The organism is Sphingomonas sp. DG1-23 (genome assembly GCF_030730875.1).
Taxonomy (GTDB): Bacteria; Pseudomonadota; Alphaproteobacteria; order Sphingomonadales; family Sphingomonadaceae; genus Sphingomonas.
Window position 1 is genome coordinate 64,451 of the sequence record NZ_JAVAMA010000004.1, and the last position, 17,302, is coordinate 81,752.

Here is a 17,302-nt window from a genome sequence, read left to right on the forward strand (position 1 = left end):
CGGCGAAGCGTGTCGAGTGGACAGAATGTCCCTCATTCGGGCCAGCGCCCGGTCTGGCGCAGCGCCTCGGCGAGCGCGATGCCCGCAGCGACCGAGAGATTGAGCGAGCGCAGCCCCGCGGCGAGCGGAATGCGCACCGCGAAATCGGCGCGGGCATGGACGAAATCGGGCGCGCCGGCGCTTTCCGACCCGAACAGCAACGTATCGTCCGGCAGGAATTTGGCGTCGGGCAGCCGCGTGCCGCCGCGCGTGGTGAGCAGGAGCAGCCGACCGGGCAGATCGGCCGCGAATGCGTCGAAATCCGCGTGGCGGGCGACGTCGACCTTGTCGTCATAATCCATCGCCGATCGCTTGCGGGCCTTGTCGCTCCACGGGAAACCCATCGGCTCGATGATGTGGATCGGGACCTGGAAACAGGCGCCGAGGCGGAGGACGGCACCGACATTGCCGGCGATCTCGGGCTGGAACAAAGCGAGGCGCATGGACGGGCCTTAACGTGGCCCGCGGACTTCGTCATCCTTCCGCCTCTCTCTGCAGGGAGGCGAGTCCGGGCCGTCGGTTGTTGCGCCGACAAAATCCTTGTTGGCAAAGCAGCTTCGCCGCGTCTATCAGGCCGGCCAAGCCACCGGGGGCACCGGGCGGCTATGGGCGCGTATGCGCCCGCGTCCGGTTTACCCCGCGCGGTCGTCGCGGTTTGTTCTGAAGTGCAAGGGCTGAAGCATGGCAACGCTTGAAGACGGTGTTTCCCCGACCCAGACGGTGGTCCCGCCGGGCGATGTGATCGAGAATCCCCGCCGCCGCGACTATCTGCAGATCGCCGCGGTCGCGTTCGCGGGCGTCGGCGGCGCCGTCACCGTGCTGCCGCTGATCAATTCGATGAATCCCTCGGCCGACGTGCTCGCTTTGTCGTCCACCGAGCTCGACGTCTCGGCGATCGAGCCGGGCCAGGCGATCAAGGCGAGCTTCCGCAAGCAGCCTCTGTTCGTCCGCAACCTGACTCCGGCGGAGATCGCCGCCGCCGACGCCGTCCCGGTGTCGAGCCTGCGCGACCCGCAGACGCTCGCCGAGCGCACCAAGGAGGGGCATGGCAACTGGCTGATCACCCTCGGCGTGTGCACCCATCTCGGCTGCGTGCCGCTGGGCGCGGGCGAAGGCGAGAATCGCGGGCCGTTCGGCGGCTATTTCTGCCCCTGCCACGGTTCGGCCTACGACACTGCCGGCCGCATTCGCCAGGGCCCGGCACCGAAGAATCTCGAGGTTCCGGAATATGAATTCACGTCGCCCACGGTCGTCGTGGTCGGTTGAGGATAGACGCGCATGAGCTTTCCCTGGGCACGCCATTACGAACCCAAGAATCCGCTGACGCAGTGGATCGACAGCCGGCTTCCGCTGCCGCGCTTCGTCTATAACGCCGTCGGCGCCGGCTATCCCGTGCCGCGCAACCTCAATTATTTCTGGAATTTCGGCGTGCTCGCCGGAGTGTGCCTGGTCGTTCAGATCGTCACCGGGATCGTGCTGGCGATGCACTTCCACTCGTCGGCCGCCGGCGCGTTCGAATCGATCAACGGCACGATCATGCGCGACGTGAACGCCGGCTGGTTCCTGCGTTTCGCGCACGCCAACGGCGCCAGCATGTTCCTGCTGGTAGTCTATATCCACATCTTCCGCGGCCTTTATTACGGATCGTACAAGGCCCCGCGCGAGATGGTCTGGCTGATCGGCGTGGTGATCTTCCTGCTGCTGATGGCCACTGCGTTCATGGGCTATGTGCTTCCCTGGGGCCAGATGAGCTTCTGGGGGGCGCAGGTGATCACCGGCTTCTTCTCGGCGATCCCGGTGGTCGGCGAATGGATCCGCGTGTGGCTGCTCGGCGGCTACGCTCCGGACGACGCCGCGCTCAACCGCTTCTTCTCGCTCCACTATCTGCTGCCCTTCGTGATCGCGGGCGCCGTGATCCTCCACATCTGGGCCCTCCACATTCCGGGTTCGTCGAACCCGACCGGCGTGGAAGTGAAGGGCGAGCAGGACACCGTTCCGTTCCATCCTTATTACACCGCGAAGGACGGCTTCGGGGTCGGGATGTTCCTGATCCTGTTCTCGACGCTGATCTTCTTCTTCCCCGATTATCTGGGTCATCCGGACAATTACATCGCGGCCAACCCGCTCTCGACGCCCGCGCACATCGTCCCCGAATGGTATTTCTGGCCGTTCTACGCGATCCTGCGCGCCTTCACGGCGGACGTGATCATCCCGGCGAAATTGTGGGGCGTGATCGCGATGTTCGGATCGATCCTGCTGCTGTTCTTCCTGCCCTGGCTCGACAAGTCGCCGGTGCGCTCGGCGAACTACCGGCCGATGTACCGCATCGCCTTCTGGGTGCTGGTGCTCGACGTGCTGGTGCTCGGCTATTGCGGCGGTTCGGCGGCGACGCCGACGATCGTGATCATCAGCCAGGTCACCGCAGCCTATTATTTCGCGCACTTCCTGATCATCGTGCCGATCATCTCGCGCCTCGAGCGCCCGAAGCCGCTGCCCAACTCGATCACCGAGGCAGTGCTGGGCGACGCCGGCGGCTCGCGGATGACCGAGACGGCGCTGAGCGCGTAAGGGGACACCAGGACAATGCTTCCGCTCTTCATCCGCTCGATCAAGTTTCTCATCGGCGCGACCTTTGTCGGCGTGCTCGCCTGGGCTTTGCTCTGGACCGTGGTCGACACGGTTCAGAACCCGCCCGCCGAGACCGCCGAAGAGGCGATGCACCACCATCCCAAGGAGCTCGATCTCCCGTCGAACGGCGTGTTCGGGCATTTCACGGCGACCGAAGAGAGCACCCGCCAGCTTCAGCGCGGCTTCCTCGTCTACGAGAAGGTCTGCGCGAGCTGCCACTCGCTCAATCTCGTCTCGTTCCGCGATCTCCAGCAGCTCGGCTATAACGAGGCCGAAGTGAAGAAGATCGCCAAGGACTGGGCGGTCAAGCAGCCGGTCCAGGACCCCAAGGCGGGCACCTGGGGCGAGCGCGACAATCTGCCGTCGGACCGTTTTCCCAAGGTCTATTATCCGGGCACCGGCACGCCGCCGGACCTGAGCCTGATGACCAAGGCGCGGCACGACGGCGCGGCCTATGTCTATTCGCTGCTGACCGGCTATGACGAGAAGCCTTCGGCCGAGGCGCTCAAGAAGTTCCCGGAATTCGCCAAGACCCCCGACGGCATGCATTTCAACCCCTATTTCGCGAACCTCAACATCGCGATGCCGCCGCCGCTGACCGGCGACGACCAGGTCACCTATTCGGACGGCACTAGGGCGACCAAGGACCAGATGGCGAAGGACGTCGCCGCGTTCCTCGTCTGGACCGCCGAGCCGACGCTGCAGCGCCGCCACTCGGCGGGCCTCGCAGTGGTGCTCTTCCTGCTGATCGCGACCGGCCTCGCTTATGGCGCCTATCTGACCGTGTGGCGGGGCGTGAAGCACTGAGGCCGGCGCCGACCATATCGCTGACTTGACGAAATCCCGCCGCAGCCCAGCTCGGCGGGATTTCTTTTTCGATCGGGACGCACATGGCGAACGACAATGAAGACATCCGGGCGCGTATCCGGACGATCCCCGATTTCCCCAAGCCGGGGATCATGTTTCGCGACATCACCACCTTGCTGCTCGATGCCGAGGGGCTGCGGCTGACGATCGAGCGGATGGCGGCGGCGGTGGACGGCAAGGTCGATCTGGTCGCCGGGATCGAGGCGCGCGGCTTCCTGTTCGGCGCGGCGCTGGCAGTGGAGCTCGGCACCGGGCTGCTGCTGATCCGCAAGGATGGCAAGCTTCCCGGCGCGACGATCGCCGAGGATTATGCGCTCGAATATGGCACCGACCGGATCGCGATCCATGCCGATGCGTGCGCGCCCGGCGCGCGCGTGCTGCTGGTCGACGATCTGATCGCCACCGGGGGCACGGCGCGGGCCGCGGTGCGGCTGCTTCGCAAGGCCGGGGCGGAAGTCACGCAAGCGGCGTTCGTGGTGGATCTGCCCGAATTGGGTGGCGCCGACGCGCTGCGCGGCGACGGGATCGCGGTCAGTGCCTTGGTGGCGTTCGACGGGCACTGAGATCCGAAACGGAACCGCGCTTTCGCCGCAAACGTTTCTCCAGCTGCCGGCCGTCCCCCCGCGGCCGCGCTCGAGAGGATCGTCACCATGTTGCTTCGCCGCATCTCCGCCCTCGGACTGCTCGTCGCGCTCGGGCTCGGCACCGCTGCCTGCACCGAGGACGGCTATGGCTATTCGGGCGTTTCGCTCGGCTATTCGAGCGCCGGCTATTATGACGACGGTTATTATGGCGGCGGATACGGCAGCGGCTTCGGGAGCCCCTATTACGGCTGGTACGGCGACTATTATTATCCGGGCTCGGGCTATTACGTCTATGACCGTTATCGCCGACCGCACCGGTGGAACGACGGCCAGCGCCGCTATTGGGAAGGCCGCCGCGACAATTGGCGCGGCGACCGGCGCGAGATCCGCGAAAATTGGGCGCAGTTCCGCAACGAGCGCCGCGACGACCGCCGCGCTTATCGTAGCGAGCGTCGCGACGATCGCCGCGATTACCAGCAGGGGCGGGTGACCCGGCCCGAATTCCGCGAGGATCGCCGGCAGGACCGTCGCGAATTCCGTCGCGACCGCACGCAGGACCGGCGCGAACTGCGCCGCGAGAACCGGCGCGATCGGCGCGACTGACGAGGTTAGTCGGCGGGCCGCCGCCGCATCAGCGCGAGCGCAGTGAAGCGCAGCACGGGCTCGTCGTGCTGATTGAACGTCGTCATGCTGTTGCGGACGCTGCCCATTTCAGGGCGGCTCTGCGACGGCCGCACTTCGAGCACCTCGCTCTCGCAACGCAGCACGTCGCCTGGATAGACCGGCTTGAGCCAGCGCAATTCGTCGACTCCCGCAGCGCCGAGACTGGCCTGGGGGTGCGCCTTCATATGCTCGACGAACATCGCCATAGTCATCGCGCAGGTATGCCAGCCGCTCGCCGCGAGCCGGCCGAAATGGGTCTGCGCCGCGGCCTCGTCGGAGAGGTGGAAGGGCTGGGGATCGTATTTCTCGGCGAAGGCGAGAACTTCCTCGCGAGTCACTGCATAGCCGCCGAAGCTGCGCTTCATGCCGACTGCGATATCGTCCAGATAGAGCATGACATCGGTTTCGGATGAAAACTGAAGCTTGGCAAGTGCTAGTCGCTGAGCGCGGCCGCGAGCGCGGTTTCGCTGCCGTCCACGCCGGATTTGGGGGGCAGCCCGAGGAGGCGCCGCAGCAACGGATAGATATGGACATTGTCGAAAGGCGCGAGGGCGGCGCGGCGGAAGGCGGGGCCGTGCCCGATGAACAATGCGGCCATGTCGGGCGCGAAATTGTCATAGCCGTGATTGCCGCCGGCGAAGCGCTCTTTCGGCGGCTTGTCGAGGATCAGCCATCCGGTCTCGGCGAGACAGAAGATCGGCGGAATACGGATATGGGTGCCGTAATGGAAGCGCGCCGGAATCGCTTCCTTGCGCCAGCATTCCATGTGCGGGCGCTTGCCGAGCAGCGCCTTTTCGACTGATTTCTCCTTGCCGGGCCGCGGCGTCAGGCCGACGAACGGGCCGGATTCGAGCAGGCGGATGTCCTTCATGCGGACCAGATCGCCGAGCAGGATCGTCCGCCGGCTGCTGGTCGCCGCCATGCCGTGGTCGGCGACGATGACGAGATTGACCGGCTGGCTTTGCTCGGCCAGCCCGCGGAGGAGCTGCCCGATATGGCGGTCGACCTCCGCCACTGCCTCCAGCGTGCGCGTATCGGCGGGGCCGTGGGTGTGACCGGCGCTGTCGACCGCATCGAAATAGAGCGTCAGGAAACGCGGCCGGATCGCGGCCGGACGACGCAGCAGGTCGAGAACGCCGTTGACACGCTGTTCGCCGGTGATCGCCTGGTTGAATTGTTGCCAGTCCGACGGCCGGGCGCCGCCCACCGTTTTCGAATCGCCCGGGCTCTTGCGGCCGCCGATCGCGACGTTCGAGCCGGGCCAGAATTGGGTCGCGGTGCGCAGGCCGGCGCGCTCGGCATCGAGCCAAATCGGTTCGGCGCCGTTCCACCAGAAGGGATCGTCGCTCGCCATGGTGAAGACCTCGTCCGGCCGCGCCGGATCCTCCATCCGGTTGGCGACGATCCCATGCCGGTCGGGACGCAGCCCGGTGACCAGGGTCCAGTGATTGGGAAAGGTCTTGCTCGGGAAGCTCGGCCGCATCGCCGCGCGCGCACCCTCGGCGGCCAGCCGCGACAGGACCGGAGTCACCCCGCGATCGAGATAATCGGGCCGGAAGCCGTCGATCGAGACCAGGATCGTCACCGGGGCACGCTGCGCTGCCGGGGCTGCCGAAGCGGCGCAGATCTGGAGAAGTGCGGCAAGAATGGCTGCGGCCAGCCTGACTATCGAGTACATGGCGGCGCGTTGCCACTGCGATGTTGCGGGAAGAAGTCGCGCTGGCGGAACAGCCCGAACGCTGACCGCCGTCGCGGCGGCGAATTCCTTAACTCCTTCGTATGAGTCGCGGCGGTACCAAGTCGCTCATGCGGCGTGCTTATTTCCTCGCAAGCGGTTCGAGCCGGCTTTTGCGCGCCGGAGGCGTGCTGCTGGCGGGTGCCGCGGCGATGGCGCTCGCGGCGTTCGGATATCCGGCGCTCGCCTGCGCGGCGGGGACGGGCGCGGCGCTGGGCATGGCGGTGACGACGCATCGGCGTGCTTCGGCGGCGGCGGCACGGCTGGCAGCGTTGGCGCGGATCGAGGCGGGACTCTCGCCCTGGCAAACGTTGCGGCGGGCGATCGACCTTCTCGAAGATCGCATCCGCAGTACCGAGGAGCGGCACGAGCAGCGTCACGCGCTCACCGGTCTGCCCACCCGCGAGCCTTTGCTGGCGCGGATGGAAAGCGAAGGCGCGGGGACGCTCGGGCTGATCGCACTCGACGATTTCGACCGGCTTTGCGCGTTCGATCCCGGGCTGGCCGATCGCGCGCTCAAGCGCTTTGCCGGGCGGATCGCCAGGATGGTCGGCGACGCGCGAATGGTCGCACATGTCGATCGCTCGCATTTCGCCTTGTGGTTCGACGCCGGCGTATCGAGCGAGGGGGCCGAACGCCAGCTGATCGCGATCAGCTATGCGCTGGGCGACGTGATGCACGAGGACGGCCGCGAACTGGTGCCCGAGGTCCGAGTGCACCATGCCGCCTGGTCGGCGCCGCTAGAGGCCGCGCCGGCGATGCTCGCGCGAGTGCTCGCGGCCTGCGCGGCGGGTCCCGAAGGGCCGTTGCAGGTCCAGCGAATCGACGCGCATTCGGCCGCCGCCGAACGCGACCGCTATGCGCTGGAACAGGATCTGCGCGGCGCGCTGAACAATGGCGAGTTCGAGCTCCGCTATCAGCCACAGGTCGATGCGGCGAGCGGCCGGGTAATCGGCGCCGAGGCGTTGCTGCGCTGGCACAGCCGGTCGCGCGGGATGGTTTCGCCAAGCCTGTTCATTCCGGTGCTCGAGAGCGCGGGGATGATCGAGGAAGCCGGGCTCTGGGTGCTCAACGCGGCGTGCCGCGAGGCGCGCACCTGGCATCGGCCGGGGCAGGGGCCGCTGACCGTCGCGGTCAACGTCTCGGCGCACCAGCTCGACCGGCCCGACATCCACACCTTGATCAAGCGCACCCTCGAACGGCATTCGCTGCCCGCCGGATTGCTCGAGATCGAGCTCACCGAGAGCGCGGCGGCGGCGGATGTCGGCCGCGCCGAGCGCCTGTTCGAGGCGCTGCACGGGCTGGGCATCCATATCGCGATCGACGATTTCGGCACCGGTTTCTCGAGCCTTTCGGCGCTCCGCGTGCTCGCCTTTGACAAGATCAAGATCGATCGCCAGTTCGTCACCGAAGTCGAGCGCCGGCGCGACAGTCAGGCGATCTGCCAGAGCATCATCGCGCTCGCGCGCGGGCTCGGGATCCGGGTGCTCGCCGAAGGCGTCGAGCGGCAGGAGGAATATCTGTGGCTGCGCCGTCACGGCTGTTCCGAATTCCAGGGCTATTATTTCTCGCCGCCGCTGGGCGGTACCGAATTCCAATCTTTCGTCCGCAATCCCGCGCTTCGCGACCGGCTCGTGCTCGATGCGCGGCAGGTCCAGACCGCTCTCTCCCAAAGGCTCGCCCGATGAATCACCGATCGCTCCTGCGTCTCGCGGCGTTCGCCAGCCTCGCCGCGCTCGCCGCCTGCGCGAAGGGGCCGGCGCCGCAACCGGTCGCCGCGCCGGCGCCGCTGGCCGAGAGCGAGATCGAGGCCGTGCAGGCGCTGCTGATGCAGGGGGACCGCAAGGGCGCGGAGAAAAGCCTCAAGCCTTTGCTCAAGCGCGCGCCGATGCACCCGAAGCTGCAATTGCTGCGCGATTCGATCGCGGGCGATCCCAAGGAGCTGCTCGGGCCGACCAATTACCCCTATACGGTGCGTGCCGGCGAGACGATCGAGCAACTGGCCGAACGGCTGCTCGGCAACCGGCTCAAGGCCTATCAACTCGCGCGCTATAACGATCTCGCCAATCCCTCGGCGCTCGCCGCGGGGACTATCCTGCGCATTCCGGGATCGCCGCCGCGGCCGAGGCCGCAGCCGGCCCCGGAGCGTCCGTCGCGTCCCGCTCCCGCCGCGCCCCGCCCAAAGGCCGTCGCACCGACGCCGGCACCAGCACCCGCGAAGCCCGTCGCCAATCCGGCGGCGGCGCAGCGCGCGCGCTCGGCGGGGCTGGCGGCGCTCAATCGCGGTGCGGTCAGGCAGGCAGTGGGGCTGCTCCAGCGCGCGCATGCGCTCGATCCGGGCAATGCGGTGATCCTGCGCGACTTGCAGCGCGCGCAGCGGATCGCGGCGACGGTGCGCGCCCGCCAATAGGAAGAAATCCTTAAGTCTCCGACGCTAAACCCGATTCCGGGGCGGGCCGGAAGGCGTTATGGACAAGCTAGGCCGTTACAGAATTGAAGCGCGGATCGGCGAAGGCGCGATGGCGGACGTGTTTCGCGCGCACGATCCGGATATCGGCCGAATCGTCGCGATCAAGGCGCTCAAGCCCGATTATCGCCGCGACCCGGAGCTCGGCGCGCGCTTCCTGCGCGAGGCGCGGGCGGCGGGGGCGCTCAATCATCCCAACATCGCGACGATCTACGATGTCGGCGAGGCCGACGGCGTTCCCTATATCGCGATGGAGCTGATCGACGGGCGGCCGCTCGACATGGTGCTGCAGGCGCAGGGCCGGATGCCGTTCGAGCGCGTGCTCGCGCTCGGCGCGCAACTCGCCGATGCACTCGCCTGGGCGCATGCGCAGGGCGTCGTCCACCGCGACGTGAAGCCTTCGAACATCCTGCTCTCGTCGGACGGCAAGACCGCGAAGCTGCTCGACTTCGGCGTGGCGCGGATCGCCGAGAGCGACGGCCAATTGGCGCGCACCCAGGCGGGTCAGATGATCGGCACGCCCCGCTACATGAGCCCCGAACAGGCGCTGGGGCTGCCAGTCGATGCGCGCTCGGACCTCTTTTCGCTCGGTGCGGTGCTCTACGAGATGGTCACCGGCAAGACCGCGTTCGACGCCAGCGGGCTCGCCACGCTGGCGCTGCAGATCGCGCAGGAGAAGGTGAGCCCAATCGAGCGTTCGGCCGCCGATTGCCCTCCCGGCCTGCGCCAGATCGTCGAGAAATTGCTGGCGAAGAAGCCCGATCAGCGCTTCGCCGACGGCGCGCAGCTCCTGCAGGCGCTCCGGCGCGAAACCAGCGCACTGAGTGCCGAGGATGCCGTGGCGCGCCGCGGGCTGTCGCTCCGGGTCAAGCTGCCGCTGGCGCTAGTGAGCATCACCTTGATCGCCTTGCTGCTCAGCATTTCGGCCATCCTGACCCGCCAGCAACGCGCGCTCGAGCATATGGCGATCGCCTCGGGCGAGACGATCGCGACCTTCGTCACCAAGAATGCCGCGGTTCTGCTCGCCGACAATGCCGGCCTGCCGCCCGAGCAGCAGGATTGGGCGCCGCTCCAGGCTTTCGTCACCGCCGCCAGCCAGGATGGCGGGGTGCGCGGCATCGTCGTGATGGATGCCGGCGGCACGATCCGCGCGGCGAGCGACGGCCGGCGCGTCGGCCAGCGTTATGCGTCGCACAGCGGCGAGCCGCGGCTGAGCGCGGCCGGCGAGCTCGTCGTGACCAATGCGGCGGACGGCAAAGGCGGCGCGCTGCGCTTCGTCCGGCCGATCCGCTATGCCGGCGCCGATTTCGGTTCGGTCGACATCCTGCTGCCGCGGACCTCGCTCGATGCGGCGATGGCGAATGCGCGGACGCTGATGATCGTACTGGCTTCGATCATCATGCTCGTCGTGCTGGCGATCGGCTATATGAGCGGGGCGATGGTGGTGCGGCCGCTGCGCCGGCTCCAGCAGAGCTTCGACGAAGCTCGCGAGCAAGGCTTTGCGCTGCGCATCTCGCATCGCCGCCGCGACGAGATCGGCGCCTTGTTCGACGGCTTCAACCGGCTCGCCGCCGAGATCGAGCCGCGGCTGCACGGCAAGCCGGCCGAGGCGCCCGCGCTCGATGCGACCTGCATCCAGATAGCCCCGAAGCGCGCCGCATAACCATGTACATGCTCCAGCTCTTCGACATGGACGATTCGGTCCAGCCGATCGACGCACGGCTGCTGCGCGACGGCGTGATCAGCATCGGCCGCGACACGAGATGCGACTGGCCGATCGCCGATCCCGACCGCGCGCTGTCACGCGAGCATTGCGAAGTCGCTACCTCGCCCGACGGGCTGATCGTCCGCCCGATCGGTACCAATGGCGTGTTCGACGATGCGACCGGCGACCGGCTTCCCGATCTGGTCGACGTGCCGGTAGGCGTCCCGTTCACGCTGCGCATGGGACGCTTCCGCATCGCCGCGACGCACGCGCCGCTCGACGACGAGGTCACCGATACCGCACGGACGATGGTGCTGACGCCGCCGCTGGGAGCCTCGACGACGATCCCGACCGATTGGGTCGATGCCCAGCCGATCGCAGCGACGAATGGCGAGTCGTTGCTCGAGGCATTTTGCCGCGGCGCCGGGCTCGACGCGTCTTTGCTGTCGAGCGAGGAGCCGGTCGAAGTGATGGAACGCGCCGGGGCGGTCTATCGCCAGATGGTGCTCGGTATCGCCGATCTGATGGTCGAGCGCGACCGGGCGCGTGGGCGCTACAACCTCACCCGCACGACGATCGGCGGCTCGGGCAACAACCCGTTCAAATGGGCACCGACGCAGCGGCTCGCGATCGACCTGCTGCTTTCGGGCGTCGGCGGCTTCCTGTCGGGGCCGGCAGCGATCAGCAGTTCGCTGCAGGACGTGAAGCGACATCTGATCGCGACCTTTGCCGGGCTGCAGGCGTCGCTCCGCCAGGCCGTGACGACGTTCGATCCGAAGGCAATCGACAGCGCGGTTTCGGCCAAGGCGTCGCTGCTCAAGAGCCGTCAGGCGCTGCAGGCGGCCGAGATCGAAGCACGGCACCAGGATTTGTTGCGCCAGCTCGACGGCGAGGAGGGAACGCTCGATCGCGCTTTCGTCCAGGCCTATGCCGCCGCCGAGCACGACAAGTGAGCGGCGCGCTGGCAACCGCGGGCCCGGATTTTCCCTTGGCCTGTCGCTCGCTGTCGCGCAGCCATGTCGGGCGGGTGCGCAAGGTCAACGAGGACCGGATTCTCGACCGTCCCGACCGCGCGCTCTGGGCGGTGGCCGACGGCATGGGCGGGCATCGCGGCGGCGACATTGCCGCCGAGCTCGCCATTGCGGCGCTGCGCGGGCTCGCCGACGATCCGGCGGACATCACAGCGGCCGCGATCCGCGACGCGCTTCAGCGCGCCAATGCCGAGATCCTCGAGCGCGGGGCGGCTGCAGGCGGGGTGATCGGCTCGACCATGGTCGTCCTGCACATCGCCGACGGGATGGCGCATCTGTTCTGGGCAGGCGACAGCCGGGCCTATCGGGCGGAGCATGGCGCGTGGTACCAGCTGACCCGCGACCACAGCTTCGTCCAGGAGCTGATCGACGAGGGGCTCATCGCCAGCGGCGATGCGGCGCACCATCCCCGCGCCCATGTCATCACCCGCGCGCTCGGCGTCGATGCCGAGGTGGAGCTGGAATGCGCCGCGCTGCCGATTCTCGGCGACGAGATCTTTCTGCTCTGTTCGGACGGGCTCAGCCGTTCGCTCGGTGCCGAGACGCCGCCCGACCTTGCCGAACTCGACGCACGTGTAGCCGATGCGTTGCTCGAAGCGGCGCTCATCAATGACGGTAGCGATAACATCAGTTTCGTACTGATTTCCGCAGACGGTGCCGCAGGTTAGCATCGACTAGAATAGTCTGATCATTGCGAAATTGCGCAACGCCGCCAAATTTGCGTTGACTTCCAAATTTCATTTCGTAGGCTATCATACCAGCATGTGAAACGCATGCGTTCAAAAATGATAGCGCTACCATAAATTGGAGCGCGGCTGGCGGCTTCGAGGCGGGAAAACCTGCCGGACCGCCGGTTCAAACCCGCCTCGACCGAGGTGGTGATGGAGGGGACGACGTTATGAGGCATCCACACATCCGTCCGCGTCTGCTTTCGGGCGCGGCATTGCTCGCATTCGGCCTGTTGCAAGCCGCGCCGGCGCTGTCGCAAACCGCCGCGCAGCCCGCGGAGCAGGATCAAGCGGCGGGCGATGCGGCCGCCGGGCAGGAAGGCGACATCGTCGTCACCGGCTCGCGCATCGCGCGCAACGGCTTCGATGCCTCGACTCCGGTCAATGTCGTCGGCTCGGAAGACATCAAGCTTTCGGGCAATCTCAACATCGAGAAGACGCTCGCCCAATTGCCGCAGACAATCGGCTCGCAGCTCGGCAGCGCGACGTCGAACACCGTGCCCGGCGGCTTCGCCGACGTGAATCTTCGCGGCTTCGGCGCGACGCGCAATCTCGTGCTGGTCAATGGCCGGCGCTACGCGATCTATGGCCCCGAACAGGTCGTCGACCTCAACACCATTCCCTCGACCCTGATCGAGCGGACCGAGATCGTCACCGGCGGCTCGTCGGCGGTCTATGGCTCGGACGCGATCACCGGGGTGGTCAACTTCATCACTCGCGACGACTTCCAGGGCGCCGAGACGCGGATGCAGCTCAACCTGGATTATCCGACGGGCACGCCGGTCTACAATGTTGATCTGACCGCAGGCACCAACTTCGCCGGCGGGCGCGGCAATATCGTCGTCTCGGCCAATTATCTGATGCGCAACAGCATAACCCGCGGCGAGCGCGGCGATTTCGCGTTCGAATCGCTGTCGGACGGCTGCACCGTTCCCGGTTCGGGCGGGCGCGACACTTCGGGCACGCCGTTCGCGGTGCCGGGCGGCCAGACCTGCACCAGCGCGGGCGGCGAGCTCGGCTTCCTCGCCGGCGGATCGGGAGACATTCCCAATGGCCGCTTCTCGGGCATTCCGGCTGCGGGCGGCGCCAACGCCGCGCTCAATGCAGCCTATGCCGCGGCGGGGCTGGGCGGGCTCGGGTCGCGCGGCTTCACCTTCAACAGCGCCGGCAGCGCGGCGCGGCCGGCGATCACCCCGCAGGACGATTTCAACCTCGGCCCCGACAATTATTTGATCCAGCCGCAGGAGCGCTGGATGGTCAACAGCTTCGGCCATTACGACCTGACCGACAGCATCACTGCCTATATGGAGCTGCATTACTCGCGCAACAAAGTCGCGGCGCGGCTGGCGCCGACCAATGTCGGCTCGCCGACCCTGTTCAACGTCAACAATCCCTATCTGACGCCGCAGCTGCAGGAAGTGTTCCGCCAACTCGACCTTGCCGAGACCGGCACGATCACGGTGACCAGCGGCACGGCCACGCGCACCACGGTGGCGGGCGACGGGCTCGCATTGATCACCGCGGGCCGCCGCTATGTCGAGGTCGGCCCGCGCAAGGCGACCGAGACCCGCAACGTCTATCGCGGCGCATGGGGCATTCGCGGCGACCTGGGCAGCGTCTCGGACAATGTGTTGAGCAACCTCAAGTTCGACGTCTATTACACCCATTCGCGCAGCGAGAACGAGCTGCTGCTCCAGAACGCGCTGTCGCGCAGCCGGCTGCAGGCTTCGTTGCTGTCGGCCGGCGGCGCTGCGCCGGTGTGCAACATCTTCGGCCAGAACATCTCGCAGGCGTGCATCAGCGCGATCGCGATCAGCGCGACCAACCGCACCGTCGCGACCCAGCAGGTCGCGCAAGCCAGCCTGACCGGCGATCTGGTCAAGCTGCCGGCGGGGCCGCTCGGCTTCTCGGTCGGCGGCGAATGGCGCAAGACCAGCGCGACCTTCACCCCGGACGCCTATCTCTCCTCGGGCGACGTCGCCGGGTTCAATCCGGGGCTGCCGACCCGAGGCAGCGTCACGGTCAAGGAAGCGTTCGGCGAAGTGCGGGTGCCGCTGATCCACGACACGCCGCTGATCGACAGCCTCGTCGCCAATGGCGCCTTCCGCTACTCCGATTACAGCCTCGACGGGATCGGCGGGGTGTGGACCTATCTCGGCGGGCTCGACTGGAAGGTGAGCCCCGACATCGCCTTTCGCGGCCAATATCAGCGGGCGATCCGCGCGCCGAACGTCGGCGAATTGTTCGGCGGCACGACCCGGGTGGTCAGCGTCGCGACCGATCCGTGTTCGAGCCGCGCGCCCGCCGCGCAACAGACCGAGGCGGTCCGCGCGGTGTGCATCGCAACCGGCGTGCCGGCGGGACAGGTGTTCGGCGCCGGGGTGCAGCCCAACACGATCTTCCCCGCCGATTTCGGCGGCAACCCGAACCTCGGCGCCGAGAAGTCCGACACCTGGACCCTCGGCGTGGTGATCACGCCGCGGTTCGCGCCGCGGCTCTATATCAGCGTCGATTATTTCAACATCACGCTGAAGGGCGCGATCGCCGCGCTGGGCGGCGGACTGCAGAACACGCTCAACCTCTGCTACAACGTGCTGCAGGACGCGGGCAGCGAGTTCTGCCAGGCGATCAACCGCAGCCCGACCACCGGCGAGATCAACGACCCCTATGTCGCGCAGATCCGCAACGCCAATACCGGAGCGCTCAGGACCTCGGGAATCGATTTCGCCGCGCGCTATCACTTCGATGTCGGCTTCAATCCGTTCGGCGGGACCAGCTCGTTCGACATCGGGACCAACGTCACCTATCTGCATGACTTCACTTCGACTCCGGTCGAGGCGTTCCCGAACATCAAGAATTACTGCGCGGGATCGTTCGGTCCTACCTGCGGCCAGCCGCTGCCCAATTGGCGCGGGGTCAGCCGGGTGACGTGGAACATGAACGATCTGAGCCTCAGCCTGCGCCACCGCTATATCGGCAAGGTCACCACCGACCGCTACATCGTGCCGACCCGGCAGGGCTCGGCTTCGGCGCCTTCGCTGTCGAGCATCGCCTATCCGACGCTCGCCGCGCAGAATTATTTCGACATATCGTTCGATCTCGACGTCAACGACAAGGTCGAGATATTCGGCGGGGTCAACAATATCACCGGCAACATGCCGCCGGTGACGACGCAGGGCCCCAACGCCAATACCTGGTCGGCGACCTATGACGTGCTCGGCAGCGAGTTCTTCCTCGGCGCCACCTTCAAATTCTGAGGGCGCGATGATCCTCGACCGGCGCAATCTGCTTCTCGGCGGCACGATCGGTGCGGCGGCATTGCTGGGCGGACGCCCGGCGGCCGCCGGGCTGCGCGAAAGCGATCGGGCGCGCGGCTGGATCGACGTCCGCGATTTCGGCGCGAAGGGCGACGGGGTGACGATCGACACGCCGGCGATCAACAAGGCGATCGACCATGCGGCCGCGCGCGGCGGCGGCACGGTGTGGTTCCCGGCCGGGACCTGGGCGAGCTACACGATCCGGCTGAAGAGCAAGATCACGCTCCATCTCGACAATGGCGCGACGATCCTCGCCGCGCCGGCGCCGCAGGATGGGCGCGGCGGCTACGACCTCGCCGAGCCGATCGACCCGGCGATCGCCAGCTTCCAGGATTTCGGGCACAGCCATTGGCAGAACAGCCTGATCTGGGGCGAGGGGCTCCACGATGTGGCGATCACCGGGCAGGGGCTGATCTGGGGCAAGGGCCTCGGCCGCGGCGACGGCAAGGATGCGTGGCTCAAGGACCCCAACGGTCCCGGCACCGGCAACAAGGCGATCGCGCTCAAGAATTGCCGCAACGTGAGCCTGCGCGATTTCAAGATCCTCGAGGGCGGCTGGTTCGCCTTGCTCGCCACCGGGGTCGACAATCTGGTGATCGACAATCTGCTGGTCGACACCAATCGCGACGGCTTCGATATCGACTGCTGCAAGAATGTCCGGGTGTCGAACTGCACGGTCAATTCGCCATGGGACGACGCGATCTGCCCCAAGAGCAGCTATGCGCTCGGCGAGCCGCGAGTGACCGAGAACCTGACCATCTCGAACTGCCTCGTCACCGGCAATTATCAGGTCGGATCGGTACTCGACGGAACGTGGCGCAAGATGCCGCCCGCATTCGCCAAGGACATTCACGGCCGAATCAAGTTCGGCACCGAGACCAATGGCGGCTTCCGCAACATCACGATCACCAATTGCATCTTCGAGGACAGCCGCGGGCTGGCGTTCCAGACCGTCGACGGCGGGATGGTCGAGGACGTCGCCGTCTCGAACCTGACGATGCGCGGGATCGTCAACGCGCCGTTCTTCCTGCGGCTCGGCAAACGCATGCGCGGGCCGGCGGGCCGGCCGATCGGGACGATGCGGCGGATCTCGATCGAGAATGTCGTCAGCTCGGGCGCGAACCTGCTGCCTTCGGTGATCGCGGGGCTGAACGGGCATCCGATCGAGGATGTCCGCTTCGCCAATGTGCATCTCCAGCATGTCGGCGGCGCCCCCGCGGCGATGGCGGCGCTGCAGCCGCCCGAAGCCGAACTGGGCTATCCCGAGGCGACGATGTTCGGCGATTTGCCGGCGATCGGCTTCTTCATCCGTCATGCGCGGCGCGTCTCGATGCGCGATGTCGAGGTGGCCGTGATCGCCCCGGATCCGCGGCCGGCGTTCCGGCTCGAGGATGTCGCGGATGCGGATTTCGCCGGGGTGCGCGTGCCGAAGGGGCCGGCTTTCTCGCTGGAGCAGGTGGTCGGATTCCGCAACACCGGGAGCCGCTGGCTGCAGGACCGGCTGGTCGACGGGGTGGTGTCGGGGGTCTTCTAGTTGA

General features: G+C 67.0%; 15 protein-coding genes. 12 read left to right on the forward strand and 3 right to left on the reverse strand.

The window, feature by feature from the left end; genetic code table 11:
- Positions 1-32 precede the first annotated feature (32 nt).
- Positions 33-482 carry a tRNA (cytidine(34)-2'-O)-methyltransferase gene (locus tag Q9Q95_RS07910; RefSeq protein WP_306095727.1) on the reverse strand — a complete coding sequence of 150 codons (450 nt, stop codon included), beginning with the start codon at positions 480-482 and terminating at the stop codon, positions 33-35.
- 238 nt (positions 483-720) lie between these two features.
- On the opposite strand from Q9Q95_RS07910, the gene petA reads away from it, so the two are divergent.
- The 5 genes from petA (at position 721) to Q9Q95_RS07935 (ending at position 4,721) form a co-directional block, all read left to right on the forward strand.
- Positions 721-1,305, forward strand: coding sequence for a ubiquinol-cytochrome c reductase iron-sulfur subunit (gene petA / locus Q9Q95_RS07915; RefSeq protein WP_306095730.1), 585 nt, complete (start codon positions 721-723; stop codon positions 1,303-1,305).
- A gap of 12 nt (positions 1,306-1,317) precedes the next feature.
- A complete protein-coding gene (locus Q9Q95_RS07920; RefSeq protein ID WP_306095731.1) occupies positions 1,318-2,607 on the forward strand; it encodes a cytochrome b/b6 in 1,290 nt (429 codons plus the stop codon).
- 15 nt (positions 2,608-2,622) lie between these two features.
- Positions 2,623-3,474: a cytochrome c1 gene (locus Q9Q95_RS07925; RefSeq protein ID WP_306095732.1), complete on the forward strand. Its 852-nt coding sequence runs from the start codon at positions 2,623-2,625 to the stop codon at positions 3,472-3,474.
- Positions 3,475-3,557: 83 nt separating this feature from the next.
- Positions 3,558-4,097 (forward strand): adenine phosphoribosyltransferase, encoded by a 540-nt coding sequence (locus Q9Q95_RS07930; protein ID WP_306095733.1) that lies wholly within the window; start codon positions 3,558-3,560, stop codon positions 4,095-4,097.
- Positions 4,098-4,184: 87 nt separating this feature from the next.
- On the forward strand, positions 4,185-4,721 hold the full coding sequence (locus tag Q9Q95_RS07935; protein ID WP_306095735.1) for a hypothetical protein: 537 nt from the start codon (positions 4,185-4,187) through the stop codon (positions 4,719-4,721).
- Positions 4,722-4,726: 5 nt separating this feature from the next.
- Here Q9Q95_RS07935 and Q9Q95_RS07940 read toward each other — a convergent pair whose 3' ends face one another.
- Both Q9Q95_RS07940 and Q9Q95_RS07945 read right to left on the reverse strand, forming a co-directional pair.
- Entirely contained in the window at positions 4,727-5,176 is a 450-nt protein-coding gene (locus Q9Q95_RS07940; RefSeq protein WP_306095736.1) for a MaoC family dehydratase, read from the reverse strand.
- Positions 5,177-5,214: 38 nt separating this feature from the next.
- Positions 5,215-6,459, reverse strand: a complete 1,245-nt coding sequence (locus Q9Q95_RS07945; protein ID WP_306095738.1) for a nucleotide pyrophosphatase/phosphodiesterase family protein — start codon at positions 6,457-6,459, stop codon at positions 5,215-5,217.
- 170 nt (positions 6,460-6,629) lie between these two features.
- On the opposite strand from Q9Q95_RS07945, the gene Q9Q95_RS07950 reads away from it, so the two are divergent.
- From Q9Q95_RS07950 to Q9Q95_RS07980, 7 genes are all read left to right on the forward strand, one after another.
- Positions 6,630-8,204, forward strand: a complete 1,575-nt coding sequence (locus Q9Q95_RS07950; protein ID WP_306095740.1) for a bifunctional diguanylate cyclase/phosphodiesterase — start codon at positions 6,630-6,632, stop codon at positions 8,202-8,204.
- A complete protein-coding gene (locus Q9Q95_RS07955) occupies positions 8,201-8,926 on the forward strand; it encodes a LysM domain-containing protein (RefSeq protein ID WP_306095742.1) in 726 nt (241 codons plus the stop codon). Before Q9Q95_RS07950 ends, Q9Q95_RS07955 begins: the two co-directional genes overlap by 4 nt.
- Before the next feature lie 58 nt (positions 8,927-8,984).
- A complete protein-coding gene (locus Q9Q95_RS07960; RefSeq protein WP_306095744.1) occupies positions 8,985-10,646 on the forward strand; it encodes a serine/threonine-protein kinase in 1,662 nt (553 codons plus the stop codon).
- An 8-nt stretch (positions 10,647-10,654) separates the two neighbouring features.
- Positions 10,655-11,641 carry a type VI secretion system-associated FHA domain protein gene (locus Q9Q95_RS07965; protein WP_306095745.1) on the forward strand — a complete coding sequence of 329 codons (987 nt, stop codon included), beginning with the start codon at positions 10,655-10,657 and terminating at the stop codon, positions 11,639-11,641.
- A gap of 35 nt (positions 11,642-11,676) precedes the next feature.
- Positions 11,677-12,387: a PP2C family serine/threonine-protein phosphatase gene (locus tag Q9Q95_RS07970; protein WP_306095747.1), complete on the forward strand. Its 711-nt coding sequence runs from the start codon at positions 11,677-11,679 to the stop codon at positions 12,385-12,387.
- A 230-nt stretch (positions 12,388-12,617) separates the two neighbouring features.
- The gene (locus Q9Q95_RS07975) at positions 12,618-15,704 is read left to right on the forward strand and encodes a TonB-dependent receptor domain-containing protein (protein ID WP_306095749.1); all 3,087 of its coding nucleotides are present in this window, start codon (positions 12,618-12,620) and stop codon (positions 15,702-15,704) included.
- 7 nt (positions 15,705-15,711) lie between these two features.
- Positions 15,712-17,298 carry a glycoside hydrolase family 28 protein gene (locus Q9Q95_RS07980; protein WP_306095751.1) on the forward strand — a complete coding sequence of 529 codons (1,587 nt, stop codon included), beginning with the start codon at positions 15,712-15,714 and terminating at the stop codon, positions 17,296-17,298.
- The last annotated feature ends 4 nt before the right edge of the window (positions 17,299-17,302 follow it).

Bases quoted from the DNA above. Each gene is read 5' to 3' on its own strand.
- Q9Q95_RS07930 (WP_306095733.1), top strand. From the start codon at position 3,558: ATGGCGAACGACAATGAAGACATCCGGGCGCGTATCCGGACGATCCCC.
- Q9Q95_RS07940 (WP_306095736.1), bottom strand. From the start codon at position 5,176: ATGCTCTATCTGGACGATATCGCAGTCGGCATGAAGCGCAGCTTCGGC.
- Q9Q95_RS07920 (WP_306095731.1), top strand. From the start codon at position 1,318: ATGAGCTTTCCCTGGGCACGCCATTACGAACCCAAGAATCCGCTGACG.
- Q9Q95_RS07965 (WP_306095745.1), top strand. From the start codon at position 10,655: ATGCTCCAGCTCTTCGACATGGACGATTCGGTCCAGCCGATCGACGCA.
- Q9Q95_RS07960 (WP_306095744.1), top strand. From the start codon at position 8,985: ATGGACAAGCTAGGCCGTTACAGAATTGAAGCGCGGATCGGCGAAGGC.
- petA (WP_306095730.1), top strand. From the start codon at position 721: ATGGCAACGCTTGAAGACGGTGTTTCCCCGACCCAGACGGTGGTCCCG.
- Q9Q95_RS07925 (WP_306095732.1), top strand. From the start codon at position 2,623: ATGCTTCCGCTCTTCATCCGCTCGATCAAGTTTCTCATCGGCGCGACC.
- Q9Q95_RS07975 (WP_306095749.1), top strand. From the start codon at position 12,618: ATGAGGCATCCACACATCCGTCCGCGTCTGCTTTCGGGCGCGGCATTG.
- Q9Q95_RS07980 (WP_306095751.1), top strand. From the start codon at position 15,712: ATGATCCTCGACCGGCGCAATCTGCTTCTCGGCGGCACGATCGGTGCG.
- Q9Q95_RS07910 (WP_306095727.1), bottom strand. From the start codon at position 482: ATGCGCCTCGCTTTGTTCCAGCCCGAGATCGCCGGCAATGTCGGTGCC.
- Q9Q95_RS07935 (WP_306095735.1), top strand. From the start codon at position 4,185: ATGTTGCTTCGCCGCATCTCCGCCCTCGGACTGCTCGTCGCGCTCGGG.
- Q9Q95_RS07955 (WP_306095742.1), top strand. From the start codon at position 8,201: ATGAATCACCGATCGCTCCTGCGTCTCGCGGCGTTCGCCAGCCTCGCC.
- Q9Q95_RS07945 (WP_306095738.1), bottom strand. From the start codon at position 6,459: ATGTACTCGATAGTCAGGCTGGCCGCAGCCATTCTTGCCGCACTTCTC.